Origin of the sequence: Luteipulveratus mongoliensis, assembly GCF_001190945.1 — a bacterium.
GTDB lineage: Bacteria > Actinomycetota > Actinomycetes > Actinomycetales > Dermatophilaceae > Luteipulveratus > Luteipulveratus mongoliensis.
In genome coordinates this window covers 706,836-723,308 of record NZ_CP011112.1, presented here as the reverse complement: position 1 = coordinate 723,308, position 16,473 = coordinate 706,836, and the positions used below count along the sequence as shown (strand labels likewise).

Below are 16,473 nucleotides of genomic sequence, written 5' to 3'. Positions count from 1 at the left end.
CGAAGGCATCTGTCCATCCTCGCAAGCCGGACCAGTCGGATGGAACACGTCAGTGTCGAACGAGTGCCGAACTCCCAGCCGGCCATGCTGGCAGGCGACCGGTGAGTTCGACCAGACTTGGCCAAGACACACACGACTATGGCTGGAGATCGAAGTGGGCGGGGATCGGCCGTACACCGCAGCGGAGCTGGCGCAGCGCGAGCGAGACCAGCACGACCCGGTGTTTCTGGAGTGGCTCGCGTCGCTGGATGCTGAGCTGGCGCTGTTCTTCGAGCGGGACGTGCCGGACATGCCGGCCGACCTGTGGTCCGAGGAAGGTTTGCGGCACGCGGAGCAGGCGGCACTGGCCTACTACTGGGCCGACGATCCGATAGACCTGGACTGGCCCGAGCGCTCGAAGCGGTTCGCGCGTTACCTCGGTGAGGTGTTCGTCCGGTCCTTCGAGGGTTCCTGGATGTGGATCGATGTGGACCGTCGGGGCAGCAACGAGCCAGTCGTGCGCGAGCCGGCAACTCCGGCGTACCTCGAGGTCGAACTCCATGTGGGTGGCGCGATGACTGAACGCACAGGCGAGAAGTGGGCGCGGTTGTTCAACTATTCCCTGGAGGACTACGAGGCCTGGGTCGCCGCTGGCAGGTTGTCGCCGGAGGACTGGTTCGAGTACCGGGTCGAGCACGGTCGATAGACACACGCTCATGTCGACTTCTGGGTGGTCCGAGGAGGACTGGGAGCGGCACCATCGGCAGGTGTACGCCCCGAACCGGGTGGATCGTGGTCGGCAGCCGCGCAACCTGGTCGACTACCGGACCGCCCGCGAGCGCTTCGGGGTCAGCCGCGAGGTGGGCGAGGCGTTCGAGAACGAGATCGGGTACGCCCTGGAGCTGCAGCCCGAGCGGGGCTGGGGCAGCCACATCTACTACGACACCGACCATGGTGCCCGGTTCCACGACCACGCGGCGAAGCTCAAGGTACGGGTTGCAATCGAGGTCAAGTCCGGCGAGTCAGCCGAGGACACCGTCGACCGCCAACTGGAGAAGGACACCGTCCTACTCAGGCGTGACGGTGTGATGGTCTGGCTGGTCGAAGATTTGGCGAAGCTGCCACCCGCGGCGCTGGAGCGGGCGCGCGATCTGGAGCGGGCCTATCCAGACACATTCCTGCTGAGGGTAGTGACCGATCTGAGCCGTGACCGGGTACTCGATGAGGTCCGCGTCCAACTGCGTACTCGAGAGCTCGAGCCCGTCGTCGATCGGCAGCGTGACCTGGCCCGACAGGTCGCGATTGAGCGCCGTGACCCGACCCGACACCAGGAGCGGCCGCTCTCGGCTGAGACAGAGCTGGCTCGGGTCACCGAGCAGCGGGCCGCGATCGAGGCGGCGCTGGCCGCCGTACAGCAGCGCGTCGACATGCGTGCGGCTCACTTGGCTGGAGAGATGGAGCGGGCGAGCCGGGCGTACGCCGAACGGACAGATGCGTTGGAGCGGGCGGCATCCGGGGTGGACGCAGCGCGGGCACGCTGCGAGAGCGTGATCCTGAACGGGAGCACTCAGACTGATGAGCTGGCCGGTCGGATCGATGAGCGCATCGAGCGCGACCAACCCGTTGGCGCCCTTCTCGTTGAGCTCGTGAGCAGGCACGAGCAGGTCGGCCGGTTGCGCGAGAACCGGGACCTGCTCGGACGCGTGCAAGAGCGACTCTCCCGGGAGATCGTGCCGCGCACCGGGCCACCGGGTCGTGACGAGGTCAACGCCGACCTGGATCGCCGTGACTGGTGGCAGCGCACGACCGGCAGCAGCGAGCCAGCCCAGCCGAGACCAACAATGGGCCAGTGGGTCCGCGGTGACCCCGTCGTCCTGGCGAGTGAGGTGATCCACCGGCTTGGACGCGACCTCGAACAACAGAATGCTCGGAACCCGTTGTCCCACAACGATATTACCGCTTCCGTGCGTTTGTTTCGGGCGGCTGGACTTGAGCCGGCGCAGGTCCGAGAACGGGTCGTGGGCGATGTCATCCAACAGCGCTCAGACGTCACGCGGGCGAGTCAGGGCCCGACCGGTGTCGCTTACCGCGTGCGAGCGGCCATCACCCAGCAAACCCGTGACGGTCGCCACGGCATCGAGCGGTGACGGCAGTCAACCTGTCGCGTCAGGGTCGAGCATGCTCGTCGGCGAAGGTGGTCTGCCACGGAGACCAGGCCGGGCACCCGCTCCAGTGCACCGTCGGCGAGCAGGTAGGTGAGTGCGCCGCTCTCAGCCGCACCGGGCTGATAGGCCAGGACCAGGCCGGCGCGTTCCAGCCGGGCCTGGGTGCTGGCTCGCCTCGCCGAAGCTGTAGTTCAGCGTGGAGCGCGTCTCGCCGCTGGTCGCCAGCCAGGGCTGCAACGAGGTGCGCATTGGGTCCGGTGAGGCCCCGGACGGGGCTTCACCCAGCAGGGTCGACAATGTGTGGCGCGGTCATCGTGATGACTCCGTTCGAGAGATGTGTGGAGGGTGAACTCGAAGGATCATGCGGTGGCCGGGGCTCATGTCAGCGGAGCCGACGTCGCCGATGTCGAGCAGGACCAGCAGAGCTGGAGCTCATCTCCGCAAGCGCGGAGCGGACCGTGTTCGGCACAAAGGAGCGCACCGGTACCTGGGCTCATCTCCGCGAGCGCGGAGCGGATGTGAAGCGAGCCGCCAAGTAAGCCGTCGTGGAGGGCTCATCTCCGCGAACGCGAGCGGACTTGAGTTCATCGCGAGTCAGCCGTAGGACGTAGGGTTCATCTCCGCGAGCGCGGAGCGGACGTGCCGTGCTCGTCCGTCCTCCCCCACTTCCTCCCCCACTGAGGGGCTCATCTCCGCGAGCGCGGAGCGGACGTGCCGTGCTCGTCCGTCCTCCCCCACTTCCTCCCCCACTGAGGGGCTCATCTCCGCGAGCGCGGAGCGGAATCAGCCTGAGTCGGCTCACTTGCTCCCCCTCCGGGCTCATCTCCGCGAGCGGAGCGGACGAGTACCCGTGGCAGGGCGCGAAGACCAAGCAGGGCTCATCTCCGCGAGCGCGGAGCGGACCAGCAGCAGCGGGCCGCCATCGGTGAAGAGGGCTCATCTCCGCGAGCGCGGAGCGGACACGTCGATGTCGATCGTCTGGCCGCTGAACGCCGGCTCATCTCCGCAAGCGCGGAGCGGACCAGCAGCAGCGGACAAGCGCAGTCGTCAGGCAGGGCTCATCTCCGCGAGCGCGGAGCGGACGTCGTCACCTACTACCTCGACCACGCCGGCGCGGGCTCATCTCCGCGGGCGCGGAGCGGACTTGGTTCCTGTTTCTGTGATCATGACCCGCTCCGGCTCATCTCCGCGAGCGCGGAGCGGACATCGACGCGTGAAGCTGACGAGCGTCGCGCGGGCTCATCTCCGCGAGCGCGGAGCGGACCCTTGGGCGAACGCCGCCGCGCCGATGTAGCCGGGCTCATCTCCGCGAGCGCGGAGCGACCAGTCGTCGTCATCGTCGTCACTCCGTCCGTAGGGCTCTTCTCCGCGAGCGCGGAGCGGACATCGCTGACGTGTTCGGCGTGCCGGTCGAGTACGGCTCATCTCCGCGAGCGCGGAGCGGACGAGTACCCGTGGCAGGGCACGAAGACCAAGCAGGGCTCATCTCCGCGAGCGCGGAGCGGACACCTTCCAGACCGTGAAGGCTGGCGTCTCCCTGGGCTCATATCCGCGAGCGCGGAGCGGACTTGGCGAAGTGCTGCGCCTGCTTGGCCAGCGTCGGCTCATCTCCGCGAGCGCGGAGCGGACATGCGCCACTGGTCGACGTTGGTCTTGCTGAACGGCTCATCTCCGCGAGCGCGGAGCGGACGGCGAGCCTGGCGCGGCGTCGCAAGCGATCCGGGGCTCATCTCCGCGAGCGCGGAGCGGACTTGGCGAAGTGCTGCGCCTGCTTGGCCAGCGTCGGCTCATCTCCGCGAGCGCGGAGCGGACGTGGTGGTCGCCGCCACTGCTGTCGTCATCTCGGGCTCATCTCCGCGAGTGCGAAGCGGACCAGGCGATCTCGATCACGCCAGAGGAGTCGCAAGGCTCATCTCCGCAAGCACGGAGCGGACGTCCATGACGACCCCCCTCCCGATGGTGGGCTCATCTCCGCGATCGCGGAGCGGACCGCGTCGGCGACACGGTGCAGGTGTCGGTCCTGGGCTCATCTCCGCGAGCGCGGAGCGGACGACCTGGACTGCGGCCCGGGACACGGGTGCGTGGGCTCATCTCCGCGAGCGCAGAGCGGATCCGACCAAGACCCGGGCCAAACAGGCTCAGCACGGCACATCTCCGCGAGCAGCATCATCGCCTGGTACGTGACACGTGTCCCAGGCCCGAACAGCAGCGCTCCGATCGTCGCCGCCGGGATGTGGACGACGCCCCGATCATCCTGTGCCGTAAGGGCATTGCCCTCGCGATGAACTGTGCACCGCTCGACGTACAGGAAGCTCGTTCGATCCTGGGCACGCACCAGCTCACCGATCTCGGCGGGCGGAGGACCCGGCGGTGATTTCATCTCATCGGCGCAAGGGTCATGAGGCCGCAACCGTATGCGCGTGCCTTGCCCATGCCGTTGCGCAGCGTGAGTCGCAGTGCGTCGGGATCAGTCACGTCCAGCACACCCTCGAACGTCACACGTGTGATCTGAACGCGATCGGTACGACCTGCGTCCTCACCATCGGAACGCCTGTTGAACGACGTCGTGTGACGATCTCGTTGGAGCAGCTCGCGAGCCGAAACCTCAGGACTGTCAAGGCTGTTCAGAGGGATCGTGAACCCGTGACGCTCGGCGCGTGCCACGAGCCACTCCTCCTGATGAGCGTGCGTCAATGGAATCGGCTTGCCTCGCACGCGCCGCCCATCCGGCGCCGCGCGACTCATCGATCGCACCGGGTTGGCAGTCAGCCGGAACAGCCAGCGTTGACCAGGGCCCAGCTGAGACAGGAACGGCTCGTAGTCGGCGATGTCCCAGGAGCCGACGGGCGGCAGCCCGTCCGGAAGCGCGGAGCCGTCCGGAGAGGGTTTGCCGGGGCTCGTCAGGTAGAGCTCGATGTCGTCGCGCCCATGCTGATCCACGCGCCAGAGGATCCGCCGGTCACCCTCCGCGACAAGGTCATTCGCCTCCGATCCACATGCGCGCAGGACCGCTGCGTGCATGGCTTGTGCCGAAGACAGCACCTTTCGGGTGGCCCGGCTGCGCGGGTCCAGCCGCATCCGCACGAGATACATCACACGCCTCCCAGCGCGGCGAAATAATCGACGCGATCAGATCGACCATCCGGGTTCGGTTTGCGCACCGGCTCGGCTCGAACGACGGTCCGCCAGCCGTACATTCGCCGCTCCGAGGCATAGCTGATCGGTACGTCCTGGACGGACTCCGTGTCGTACGCCAACTGGTCGCCGTCGTGTGGCGCGTCCATCAGAACCGGCAAGTATGCGGGATCGCTCTGAGACTGGCGGTGCCATCCCGCTGCCTCCCACGGCGCGTCGCGCAACCCGTCGTACAGACGAGTTTCTTTAACCCCCAGGCTGATTCGCCCAATAGGCGGACAGGACCGACGCCCCAGATAGAGGGGAAAGGCAGGCGCTCTGATCGCCTCGTCGAGACTGACGAGCAGCTCATGGTCGCCCTCGACACCGGCAACGAAGACAGCGTCCGAGAGGTAGTAGCGCGTCGAGAGCGGCATCATCGCTTCGTCGGTCGGCCGATGCGCAGTCTGAAAGTCCCGGACGAGCGTGCCGCGCTGGTCGACGCGCACCCCGAACCGCAGCCCCGCCAGATCTTCGACCGGGTCGGTCCGCCGACGCCCCGCCGCAGCGGCGAGCAGGCCGAGGACCCCGCTCTTGGTGGGCTCTGGCCTGGTCTCCCGCCGCGTGAACCGTGAACCGGAGTCCCCCCAGGCCTGCAAGGGTCCGGCTAGTCGGAGAAGGAGAACACTCATGCCGGCAACGGCTCGGTTGGCACGAGCACCAGCCCATCGAGCCGCTCCACGAGCCCGTCCAACGAGACCTTCTCGCCGACGCCAGCGAGCGCGGCCGCCCTCTGGCGGGCCACCACGAGGGACGCTACCGGCGCAGAGACGAAGTCCCGCACCGACGCGACCTCGGCGGCCAGCCGAGCCGCGGACTGCTCGATCAGTCCCTCTCCGTTGGCGACTACCGGGTCCTCGAAGGCGCCAACCAGGTTGACCGGTTGATCCTCTCGCACGATCACCACGACGGCGTCCGGGACGGTTCGGTTGGCGAAGGTGTTCTGCTTGCCGGTCGGCATGCTCCTGATGAACGCCCGCACGAACGCCTGCACCGCGCGGACCGTCGCAGCGTCATCGCCGAGGTTGTCGCGCAGTCCCGCGACATTGACCGTCGCGTACCGATACAACGTGGCCGAGTTGAACTCGATCGTCCCGAGCATCCCGGCTCCAGACTGGCCCTCCGGATTGCGGTCGTCGACTGCGGTGAAGTAGTCCTGCTCCAGCTCGACCGCGTGGGTGCTGATCGCGTGCGCCACCTGCACGGACGCGTCGACATTGAGGCCCTTGTCGTCGGCGACCATGCGCCCGAAGAGGGACACCTCGACGCCATGGTCACCACCTGCCGCGGCCTTCGCGACCTTCTTGTCGACCGATGCCCCATCGCCGTCGGCGGCCAACGCGGCGAGCCGCTCGATCTGGGTGTTGCTGAAGAAGACGAGGTACTCGGTGCCCCGAAAGGCGTCGTCGGCATCCTCGCCGCCCTTGGCCTTGCCACGCGGCTTCTCCAGCTTGAGGCCGAGTGCCTCGATCACCTTCTCGGCGCGGGTGCGCGCTTCGTCCGGCGCGAGTTCCGGATGACTCTTGGCGAGTCGCCCGCAGATCTGTTCGACCACGCGCTTGGTCCGCACCCCGAGATCCGCATCGTTCAGGTGATCTCCGTACGCCGCTCGCGTCGCGCGCTTCCACGCCTGGCTGCTCACGCGAGCCCTCGGTACGCCACCGAACACCGCCGACTTCGGTTTGCCGGTGTCGTCGCGGTTGATATTGCTCGGCGGCACCGTCTGCAACACGTGGATGTCGATGAACCGTCCGGTCATGGCTGGTCTCCGTCCTGACTTGCTGAAGTGGTCTGGTCCTCTGATCGACCGGGTCGGTGCAGGTCGCGGCCCCACCGAAGTCGTACGCGCTCAACGGACACGGCCAGTTGCAGGTCGAACAGGTCCCCGGTCAGGCGAACGTGGTCGAGCGGCAGCCGATGGGCGCGAAGGAGGGTCATCAGCTCGCGCAGGTGATAGAGCCGTCGCTCCCACGTGGTCGAGACGATGACCTGCTCGAATCGTCGCAGCGTGGCCGGGTCGAGCTCGTCCTTCGGCGACCGCGCCTTCGCCAGCCTCCGGATCGCCGCGCCCAGGGAGACACCCGGCACGTGCATCGGTTCCGGCCGGGACTGCTGGTGTACGGCGTACAACACCAGTCCCGCGTGAACCGCTCGCTCCGCGCGGGACGGCTGGTCGCCATGGCCGGCGAGCCCGGGCGGCAGACCACCGAGGGTCAGCTCCCACACCTTCGGCTCGGCTGTGAGGGCCGACGGCTCGAGACGTCGCAGCGCGGCCATCATCCCGGCCGCGCGCGCCGTGGGTTGGTCGCGGGCACCGCTGGGGAGGTAGTCGCGTTGCAGCTCGGAGATCCGCTCTCGGGCTGCGTCCATGACCTGATCGGTCGTGGACCTGGTTGCTGTCGACTCAGACATCGGCGCTCTCCGGTGTGGTGCGGTCACTGGGTTGGACCTGGTTCGCGGCCGGGAGGACCGAGCGCAGCGTGCCGGTGAACCACAGGTGTGCGACGGGCGCGTTGACGAGACGCTCGCCGCCTTTGGTCTGGGTGACGAGTCGGCCACGCCAGACCTGATCACCAGAGGCTGTGACGAGTGCGTCACCCATCGCCCCGAGCGTGTGATGGACGTAGCTCTGCCACGCCGTACGCCGCTCGGTCGGGTCCGAGCGCGTCGACAACGTCGACACCCATCGGCGAAAGCCCTGGTCCAGGCCGTAGTAGCCCTGCGCCCGAGCCGCCTCGCGATCCTCCTCGGGCAGAGCGCCCGACGCGCGGGCCAGGTTGGCTGCCAGGTTGGCCAGGGCTTGTACGCCCTCGTCCGCGGCCCGGAGCGCGGCGACCACCTCTGCTTCGAGGTCCGAGTCGGTCAGCACGGACAGCCTCAGCTGCAACGCGTCGTCGACCACGCTCGCCACCACCGAGCTGTTGCTGCCATAGACCATGCCGATCGCACGCATCCGGGTCGGGTGGTCCACGTCCAGAGCGTCATCGGCCTGCAGGGTCGCGATCCAGTCGAGGGTGCGCGGCGGCAGCGACTGCTCGGCGTCATTGCTGGTGGTACGCCGCTCGCCGCCGGTCACCATGAGGCTTTGCAGACCTCGCCAGAACGAGCGGTTGGCATCGTGCTCGTGCGGCATGTAGGCGGGCACACCGTGCTTCTTCTCCTGACCGGAGCTGCGGCGCCACGCCGTCATCGTCTCGAGCCGGTGCTGGTTGTGCCACTGCACGGGAGTGCCGTTGGCGATGATGGCGTCGGTGACCTCAGAACCGTTGTGTATCAACCGGATTCGCCGAATCGGCCAGGTCATCAGGTCACAGGGACCAGCCGCGACGACGTGCATCGGATCGGGTGTCTCGGTCGGTATCTCCCGCTCCCAGACGGGCCGGTCTTCGGGGGCGTCGTCCGGATCGAGGCGCAAGTTCAGGAGCAGCGTCTCCTTGAGGTTTGCGCCCTCCATGACGACGAGACCGCAGCGACCGGTCCAGCCGGTTCCGATGGGGTAGCCCCTGCCGCCTTTGGTCCGTCCATCGTCCAGCGCTCCGGACTTGATGCCGGACGGGTCGAACGCCTGACAGTGCACCACCCACCGCGCCGCCTCGGCGTATGACAGCGACCGCAGACCCGCACCCGACCGGAGGGTGAAGTACCGGTGTCCGTCCGGCACGTCGCCAATCAGCTTGACCAGGCCGGACGTCTTGCCCGCCTCGAGCCCGGCCACCTGCATGAACGGTGTCGTGGGGTGCAGGAGGTCGAACCGTTCGGAGCAGCCGGCCAGGTAGGCGTCGATCTGTGGTGTGGGCAGTGACTCGGCCTGCCACCACTCCGCCCAGCGGTCGATCGCCTCGCCGTCCCCGCGGACCGAACCCATCGTCCGACGCAGGATCACCAGGAGAAGTCGCAGCACCGCGAGATCCTGGGTGGCCAGCTCCCCAGCAAGACCTGTCAACTCGTGCGCCCGCGCAAATGTGTCGATCAGCGACAGCTCGTGCACGCCGTCGTCGTCCCGGACGGCAACCCAGGGCTGCGTGAGCAGATCGAAGGACGACTCGGCCACGGCCAACCCCCTACCCGTCGGCACCGACCAGAAGCCCCCGCCTCAGGTCGTACCGCACCCCTGTCCCGTCGACCTCTCCCTTGAGGTCGTGATCCAGTGATAGCACGAGCACGCCCGTCAGCCACCGGGATCGCTGCCATCCTGCGAATTCCCTTCCCTGGCGCTCTAAATCGTCAACAACCCGCTCTCCTCTTGGGCCGCGGCACAACCTCATGGGCAGCCGCAGGGTGTAGCCCGCGACCTGCTTGGCCAGCTTGTCGTCGATGTCCGCCTCGCGCAGCGGCAGGCGCCTCCCGCCGATCGGGCCGCATGGCAGGGCGCGCAGCTCGCCTGCGACGTCCTGGATTACGACCACCTCGATACCGTCCTCGCCGTCACGCACCTGCGGACGCGCGCCCGGGTCGTCGGTGTCGCTCACGCGCGCCTCCAGCCACCCCACGAGCGTCGTGGATGTTGGGCTGCCCAGGAGGAAGTCGCCCGCATTCCTCGCCTGCAGAGCGTCCTGCGTCCGTGCCGCGGCCTCCGCCTCAGCCCAGGCCGTCTCCCAACCCGCCGGACAGGGCAGGCCGGGCGCGTACGCCGCGTCGACCAGACCGGAGACATCGTCGGGCACCTGGACCGGCGCGCCGTCGAGGTGAGGTGCGAGGACGGTCGCGGCACGCAAAAGCGCACTCTGGCCGTACACCGCTTGACTGCCCCGATCAGGCTCCGGTGGCGACGAGCTCCAGTCACGTACGCCGGTGAGCAGGAGCCGCGGACGTCGCGCTGTTGGTGGCCGGTCACGTTCGCCGACCCCGCGCGGATGTCGGTGCAACCGGCCGATCCGTTGCAGGATCAAGTCGACCGGTGCCAGTTCGGACACCATCAGGTCGACGTCGATGTCGAGCGACTGCTCGAGCACCTGGGTGCCGACCACCACGAACCCTTGCGGTCTTCCTAATGCCTGTGGACCGAGCGCGTCGCGGAGCGCTCTCTCCTTCTTCATGCGATCAACGGCGACAAACTGACTGTGCAGCAACACAACTCGCGCCTCATCGAGCTCGGCGACCAACGCGTCGTACGTCCCCTGCGCGCGCCTGACCGTGTTGTGGATGACAGCCACGCACGCTCCGTCGGCGACGACCGGTCGGATAGCGGCGACCAGATGCCCGACACCGTCGGGCAGAGCCTCGACCGTCACGGACGTCCGACGCCCGTCCCACGGAACGTGGTTCTCCACGAGGTCGGCGCTCTGCACGCTGATGCGCGGGTACTCCACCTCGGCCGTCACTAGCACCGGCGGGAGATCCCTGCCCCTGGCGTAGGCGCCCAGCAGCTCGGCTCTGCGCGCCGGCGGCAGTGTCGCGGACAGGAGTATGACCGGAGTGCCATACGCGCCCAGCCACTCGAGAACCCGCACGAGGTAACGCTGCATGTAGGCGTCCGCCGCGTGAACCTCGTCGAGAACGACGACCTTGCCAGCCAGCGCGAGTTGTCTGAGGGCCACGTGCCTGACCTGCAGAGCCCCGAAGAGCGCTTGGTCGATGGTGCCGACGACCATGCTCGCGAGCGAGCCCTTGCGACGACCTCGTAACCACGAGCTGACCACCGCGACCGAATCTCGTTCACCTTCAGGCTCGCCCACGCCCCTGACGCGTCCGTTCGCGACCAGACCGGCGTACCTGTCGTCGAGCCCGGCCTTGCTGTGGGCCAAGGTCACACTGGCGCGGACTCCGACGTTGGCATGGTCTAACCAGTCCAGAACGCGTCCGAACATCGCGCCGGAGGTCGCCATGGTCGGGAGCCCCATCAGTACTCCGCCTTGACCGAACCGGTGGGCAAGCACCTCCGCCACCATGAGCGCCGCCTCCGTCTTGCCTGCACCCATCGGCGCCTCGATCAGCATGAGGCACGGTGACGATGTCGCGCGTGCCGCCCGCACCGCCGCCGTCTGAACGGAGTTCGCCGACACTCCTTTGAGCCGTGGGAACCGTTGGGACATCACGTCATTGACGTCAGAACCCGGATCAGTGGCGTGCCACGGCCCCAGCAGGTCACGATCAAGGTCGGCTCGTGCCAGACGCACGGCGGAGGCTGAGGGATCCTGGTGCGGGAACCGCAAGGTGTCGCTGGCCAACCAGTCCGCGACAACCACGCTCGCTGTGAGGAGTACCTGGGACGTCAGCGGGAGCGGCTGTCGCAACCAGTCGTGCAGCCTGTCGTCGGCGCCAGTGAGCTGGGCCATGTGCGTCAAGATCTCGGTCTGCGCCGCCTCCCACTCGGGTGTGGCTCCGAGGTGCTCGCGGCGGATCGCGCGCAGATCCATCACCGTCGGCTGCACACCGTGGTGACCGCCGACGACCACCGCCAGGCTCGGCGACGCTCGCCTCGCAGGCTGGAATCGCTCCAACCATCGTTCCACCAACGAGTGCCCGACCCGGCAGTGCGGAGGGAGAGGCGCGATTGGCGTACCGCACACGAGGCCCTGGGCCTCCATCTCCCCGACGAGGTGTCCGAAACCCGGGGCCTTCCGCGCCTTGACCGCGAACGCCGGACTGGCCTTGCCGACATCGTGCACGCCGGCAAGCCAGGTGAGGAGGGTGCGCCCGTCCGCCTCGCCACGCGGCAACGCCGCGCCCACGTGTTGCTTGATGCTGGTCGGCAGCCAGTGGTCCCATACGTGTCCGGCGACCGCGGCCGTGTCCTCGAGATGGCGTACGAGCGGCATGGAGGTGTCGCTCTTCGGGTCGGTCTTACCCCAGACAGACCGCGCCGCGTCGCTCCACTCCATCATGCCCGCCACCCCATCGGCTCATTCTCGCTGAGGTAGGACTTCAACGCATGGTGTCGTGTGATCTCTCGGAGATCGCCACAGCGGGGCCTGGACTGAGTGGCCTGCTCGTGGAGTTGGACAGCCGGCTGACTCAACCTACTGCGGTGGTGGCTGCAGCGATGGCGCCGGCGAGCAGGGCTGCGGCGGCTCCGAGAAGGTAGGGCGCGCTGAGGTGACCGCCGTCGGCGAACGTCCCTGACAACGCGGCTCCGCCCGACGAGCCGACCAGGAACGCACTGATGATCCAGGCGAAGGCCTCGGTCGTCGTACCGGTCGGCGCCCAGCGGTCGACCAGCTGGAACGCGCAGGTCAGCGCCGGTGGGAGGAAGACGCCGCTCAGCAAGACGAGCCCGCCCATCGCCACCGGTCCCGGGACGAGGGCGAGCGGCAGGTAGGTGAGGCCGAGCGCTGCGAACAGGATCCCGACTGCGCGGCCGGCATCGGGATGCTGCCGCAGTCGGCTGTAGGTCACGCCGCCTGCGAGCGCACCGAGGGCGTTGAGTGCGACGAGCCATGAGCCGAGGCCGCGCACACTCTCGCTCTCGGCGTACGCGACGAACGCGACCGGTAGCGAGCCCACTGTGAGGCCAAGCCCCACGATGGCGACGTACAGGAGGACGAGGCGACGCGATCGCAGCGGTCCGAGCCAGTGTCGCGAAACCTGTTGTGGTGCAACCCAATCCCGCGACGGCTGACCGGTGATGAAGGATGCGACGCCAGCGGCGGTGACGACGGCAGCCGCGATCAGACCACCCGATGCGGACACACTCGATGTCGCGAGGACCAGCAGCGGGCCGAGCACGAAGATCAGCTCCTGTGCAGCGGCATCGATCGCAAAGGCGGAGGGTAGGCGTGCCGGATCGACCAGGTGTGGCCACAAGGCACGCAGCGCCGGCTCCAACGGAGGGGTGGCGAACCCGCCGACCAGCACGAGCGCCAGGACCAGCGCCCACGGCACCCAGGGCAGCGACGCAATGGGGAGCGCTGAGATCGTCCCGGCGATGACGAGCGGCCGCCCCTGCCCGGCGCGGTCCATCCACCGCGAGAAGACAGGCCCGCCGATGCAGGCACCCAGGGCGTACGCCGCCATGATCAGACCCGCAGAGTCGAACGACCGGTCGCTGTCGCGGACGAACAGCACCAGCGCGACCGGCATCATCCCGACCGGCAGCCGGCCCAGCAGGCTCGACAGCAGCGTTCTGGGGACATGCGGACGGCTCACCAGGCCGTCGGTAGTGCGGGACATAGTGGCTCCGTACGACGATGGTTGGCTCGGTCTCGAGCGCGAGTTCGCCTGTGCTCAGGCAGAATTCGGCCCAGGGGCTGAGCTGTCGTCAGGGAGCGAGATCGCCGCGCGAGTGGTCCTCCCCATACAGGGGAAGCGGGACCAAGGTCGGCGGCACAGTCCGAGCGTAGCCCGACACCGCTGGTTGAGCCGGCGGAGCGCCAGCGGAGCCGGGTCGAAACCAGGTGACCGCGGACGCTGAGTCTCCCTGAGCGTCACCGGGTTTCGACTCGGGCTCGCGCCAGGGCGCTCGCCCGGCTCAACCAACGGGAGGGCGGCTCAACCAACGGGAGGGCGGCTCAACCAACGGGAGGGCGGCTCAGCCGGCGGCAGGGGTGATGTTGCGGTTGACGCGGAACATGTTGCTCGGGTCGTACTGGCGCTTGATGTCCCGCAACCGCTGGAAGGCCTCCGGTGTGAACGCCGACTCGAGCTCCCCGGGCCTACCCGCTCCGGTCAGGAACATCGTGTTGACCGCACCGAGACTCCACGGCTCGATGGCCGAGTGCAGCTCATGCTGGGCCGCGACCGCGGTGTCCTCGTCGATGCCGTACAGCGGGGTTCCGGTGTAGAGCGTCAAGGCACCGTCGCGTCGATCGATGCAGGTTCGGCCGCCGGGGTCCACGGCGAGCGCACCTCCGAGGTGACGGACCTCGGCGAGGTAGCGGTCATCGCCCGCAGACCCGAGGTGCGCGACCAACACCTCCACGCCGGCCTCGTCGAGCTCGCGGAGCAGACCGTTCCGACCGGCGAAGACCGTCGGCGTGGTCGGCTCGTTGTGGATGGTCGCGACGTCGGCGTACCGCATCGGGCCCACCGCGCCCAGGACCGGTGACCCGGCGGCGCTCAGCGCGTCGACGAAGCCGGTCTCGGGCGACCCGGTCGACAGGAAGCGCACCTGCACGGTCCGCTGCCCACGGATCGGCTCGGGGATGAACGGCTGGTCGGGCATCTGCATCGACGCGATCGAGGTGGACACGTCGTCCGGACAGCTGGGCAGCCAGGCGAAGTACGCGCGGATGACGGCGTCGGCCTCCTTGCCCACGAACGCCAGGCTGCCGCCGATCACCTCGTCCACCGGCACCAGGTCGACCTCGACGGAGGCCACGACACCGAAGTTGCCGCGCGCACCGAGCAGCGCCCAGAACAGGTCCGACCCGTTGTCCGGCGTCACCGTCCGCGCCGTGCCGTCCGCGGTCACCACGTCGATCGACCGGACACGGTCCGCGGCGTAGCCGAACTGGCGGCCGAGCATCGGCAGCCCGCCACCCAAGAGGTACCCGATGAATCCGGTCGCTCCCGTCGAACCACCCAGCGGCGCCAACCCGTGCGAGGCGGCCGCGGCTAGGACGTCTGAGCCCTGCGCCCCAGCGGCGACGCGCGCCGTCCGCGCCTGCGGGTCGACCTCCACGTCACGCATGCGATGCGTGGTGATGAGTACGCCGTCGGCCGGCACCGTCGGGCCGTGCCCGGTGGCCTGAACCCCGACCGACAGACCCTCGCGGCCGGCGTACTGCACGGCAGTCGCGATGTCCTCCACCGTCTCGGCGCCCACGACGAGCTGCGGTCGATGGGTGACGATGCGGTTGTAGCCGGCGATCTCCTCCTCGTACCCGTCGTCGGAGGGCACGAAGACGGGGCCTTGAGTGGCGGGAATCTGGTCGGTGCTCACGAGCTGTCCTCCTGGTCGGGCGCGGTCGTCCGGCGCCTTCATCGGTCCGTACATCGGGTTGACGTCGCCGCTCCCCAGAATGTGACAAGGCACCGACAGCGGTTGCTACTCGTGGGTCTCACCCGCGTGCGCCTCGGCGTACGTCGCGCCCCAGTCGTCCAGCCACGCCACGGCCGGCCGCAGGGTCTCGCCCAGGTCGGTGAGGGCGTACTCCACCCGCGGTGGCACCTCCGCGAAGACGGTGCGGGAGACGAGACCGTCCGCCTCCAGCTCGCGCAGCTGGCGGGTCAGCACCCGCGGTGTGACGGTCCCGACCGCGCGACCGAGCTCGCCGAAGCGATGTGGCCGCTTGCCCAGATGCTTGACGATCGTGAGCTTCCAGGCGCCGCCGAGCACGGCCACACCGACCTCGACCGGGCAGACCTGCAGGGCAGTTTCCACGGAACGACGCATTACTATCCTTTTGGTCACTACTAGACAACAGAGTGCGTACTTGCGCCTATCGTACGACCTCGCTCAGCCTGGAGGCATGGACCGAATTCTGTGGATCAGCGCCCACCCGGACCCGAAGTCCCTGACCGCGAGCCTGCGGTCGGCGGCCCTCGAACACCTGCGCGGGCGGGGTCATCGGGTGGTCGAGTCCGACCTTTACGCCATGGGCTGGAACCCGGTGCTCAGCGACGCCGACTTCGAGCAGCCCGACACCGCGGTGCCACTCGTCTCGCGCCAGAAGGCCGCGACGCTGGAGGGCACGCTGAGCGAGGACATCCGCCGCGAGCAGGCGAAGGTGCGCGAGACCGACACCGTGGTGCTGCAGTTCCCGCTGTGGTGGTACGGCGCGCCGGCGATCCTGAAGGGCTGGTTCGACCGGGTGCTGACGAGCGGATTCGCTTTCTGGCTGCGGGATCCCGCGACCGGGCGGGTGCGCAAGTACGGCGACGGTGGACTGGTCGGGCGACGGGTCCTGACCGTGGTGGCAGCCGGCGACCGCAGCACCTCGCTCGGCCCGCGTGGCATCAGCGGTCCGCTCGAGGACGTGCTGTGGCCACTGCTGCACGGGACCGTCCACTACACCGGCATGCAGCCGCTTCGACCGCACCTGATCGCGCGTTCCGATCGGCTCGATGGATCAGCCTTCGAGGCCGAAAAGCGTTGCCTTCTAGACAGACTCGATGGTCTGGACACGGAGGAGCCGATCCCCTACCGGACGATGCACGACGGTGAGTACGACCGTGAGTCCCGTCTGATCGACCACCTGGCCCCCGGCGAATCGGGCCTCGCCATCCACCGCCGCGCCGCTGGTTGACCTTCCCCCTAGGGCAACGCGGAGGGTCT

Annotated in this window: 13 protein-coding genes and 1 CRISPR repeat array; of the genes, 3 read left to right on the top strand and 10 right to left on the bottom strand. The window is 68.4% G+C overall.

Features of this window, described 5'->3' with window-relative positions:
- Positions 1-154: 154 nt before the first annotated feature.
- Together VV02_RS03370 and VV02_RS03365 are read left to right on the top strand one after the other, a co-directional pair.
- On the top strand, positions 155-685 hold the full coding sequence (locus tag VV02_RS03370) for a hypothetical protein (protein WP_052589834.1): 531 nt from the start codon (positions 155-157) through the stop codon (positions 683-685).
- Between the two features lie 10 nt (positions 686-695).
- Positions 696-2,126, top strand: coding sequence for a hypothetical protein (locus VV02_RS03365; RefSeq protein WP_157063254.1), 1,431 nt, complete (start codon positions 696-698; stop codon positions 2,124-2,126).
- 612 nt (positions 2,127-2,738) lie between these two features.
- On the opposite strand, the gene VV02_RS26280 is transcribed toward VV02_RS03365, so the two are convergent.
- The 10 genes from VV02_RS26280 to VV02_RS03320 form a co-directional block, all read right to left on the bottom strand.
- On the bottom strand, positions 2,739-2,906 hold the full coding sequence (locus VV02_RS26280) for a hypothetical protein (protein ID WP_157063253.1): 168 nt from the start codon (positions 2,904-2,906) through the stop codon (positions 2,739-2,741).
- Positions 2,907-3,018: 112 nt separating this feature from the next.
- A CRISPR array of direct repeats spans positions 3,019-4,256; the repeat unit is 28 nt; unit sequence GGCTCATCTCCGCGAGCGCGGAGCGGAC.
- A gap of 264 nt (positions 4,257-4,520) precedes the next feature.
- Positions 4,521-5,237, bottom strand: a complete 717-nt coding sequence (cas6e, locus tag VV02_RS03360) for a type I-E CRISPR-associated protein Cas6/Cse3/CasE (protein WP_052589830.1) — start codon at positions 5,235-5,237, stop codon at positions 4,521-4,523.
- Positions 5,237-5,950 (bottom strand): type I-E CRISPR-associated protein Cas5/CasD, encoded by a 714-nt coding sequence (gene cas5e, locus VV02_RS03355; protein ID WP_052589828.1) that lies wholly within the window; start codon positions 5,948-5,950, stop codon positions 5,237-5,239. Before cas5e ends, cas6e begins: the two co-directional genes overlap by 1 nt.
- Positions 5,947-7,077: a type I-E CRISPR-associated protein Cas7/Cse4/CasC gene (gene cas7e, locus VV02_RS03350; protein WP_052589826.1), complete on the bottom strand. Its 1,131-nt coding sequence runs from the start codon at positions 7,075-7,077 to the stop codon at positions 5,947-5,949. Before cas7e ends, cas5e begins: the two co-directional genes overlap by 4 nt.
- Entirely contained in the window at positions 7,074-7,730 is a 657-nt protein-coding gene (gene casB / locus VV02_RS03345) for a type I-E CRISPR-associated protein Cse2/CasB (RefSeq protein WP_083449871.1), read from the bottom strand. The genes cas7e and casB overlap by 4 nt, the downstream gene beginning before the upstream one ends.
- On the bottom strand, positions 7,723-9,369 hold the full coding sequence (gene casA / locus VV02_RS03340; protein ID WP_052589823.1) for a type I-E CRISPR-associated protein Cse1/CasA: 1,647 nt from the start codon (positions 9,367-9,369) through the stop codon (positions 7,723-7,725). The genes casB and casA overlap by 8 nt, the downstream gene beginning before the upstream one ends.
- Before the next feature lie 10 nt (positions 9,370-9,379).
- A complete protein-coding gene (gene cas3 / locus VV02_RS03335) occupies positions 9,380-12,142 on the bottom strand; it encodes a CRISPR-associated helicase Cas3' (protein WP_157063252.1) in 2,763 nt (920 codons plus the stop codon).
- A gap of 130 nt (positions 12,143-12,272) precedes the next feature.
- Complete coding sequence (locus VV02_RS03330) at positions 12,273-13,427, bottom strand: MFS transporter (protein WP_052589819.1); 1,155 nt, start codon at positions 13,425-13,427, stop codon at positions 12,273-12,275.
- Between the two features lie 358 nt (positions 13,428-13,785).
- Positions 13,786-15,138 carry an FAD-binding oxidoreductase gene (locus VV02_RS03325; RefSeq protein WP_169787632.1) on the bottom strand — a complete coding sequence of 451 codons (1,353 nt, stop codon included), beginning with the start codon at positions 15,136-15,138 and terminating at the stop codon, positions 13,786-13,788.
- Positions 15,139-15,243: 105 nt separating this feature from the next.
- The gene (locus VV02_RS03320; protein WP_052589816.1) at positions 15,244-15,591 is read right to left on the bottom strand and encodes a winged helix-turn-helix transcriptional regulator; all 348 of its coding nucleotides are present in this window, start codon (positions 15,589-15,591) and stop codon (positions 15,244-15,246) included.
- Between the two features lie 76 nt (positions 15,592-15,667).
- Here VV02_RS03320 and VV02_RS03315 point away from each other — a divergent pair, with 76 nt between their 5' ends.
- Complete coding sequence (locus tag VV02_RS03315; protein ID WP_052589814.1) at positions 15,668-16,444, top strand: NAD(P)H-dependent oxidoreductase; 777 nt, start codon at positions 15,668-15,670, stop codon at positions 16,442-16,444.
- Positions 16,445-16,473 lie beyond the last annotated feature (29 nt).

Bases quoted from the DNA above. Each gene is read 5' to 3' on its own strand.
- cas3 (WP_157063252.1), bottom strand. From the start codon at position 12,142: ATGATGGAGTGGAGCGACGCGGCGCGGTCTGTCTGGGGTAAGACCGAC.
- VV02_RS26280 (WP_157063253.1), bottom strand. From the start codon at position 2,906: ATGAGCCCCTCAGTGGGGGAGGAAGTGGGGGAGGACGGACGAGCACGG.
- VV02_RS03315 (WP_052589814.1), top strand. From the start codon at position 15,668: ATGGACCGAATTCTGTGGATCAGCGCCCACCCGGACCCGAAGTCCCTG.
- cas6e (WP_052589830.1), bottom strand. From the start codon at position 5,237: ATGTATCTCGTGCGGATGCGGCTGGACCCGCGCAGCCGGGCCACCCGA.
- cas7e (WP_052589826.1), bottom strand. From the start codon at position 7,077: ATGACCGGACGGTTCATCGACATCCACGTGTTGCAGACGGTGCCGCCG.
- VV02_RS03365 (WP_157063254.1), top strand. From the start codon at position 696: ATGTCGACTTCTGGGTGGTCCGAGGAGGACTGGGAGCGGCACCATCGG.
- VV02_RS03330 (WP_052589819.1), bottom strand. From the start codon at position 13,427: ATGTCCCGCACTACCGACGGCCTGGTGAGCCGTCCGCATGTCCCCAGA.
- casB (WP_083449871.1), bottom strand. From the start codon at position 7,730: ATGTCTGAGTCGACAGCAACCAGGTCCACGACCGATCAGGTCATGGAC.
- VV02_RS03320 (WP_052589816.1), bottom strand. From the start codon at position 15,591: ATGCGTCGTTCCGTGGAAACTGCCCTGCAGGTCTGCCCGGTCGAGGTC.
- cas5e (WP_052589828.1), bottom strand. From the start codon at position 5,950: ATGAGTGTTCTCCTTCTCCGACTAGCCGGACCCTTGCAGGCCTGGGGG.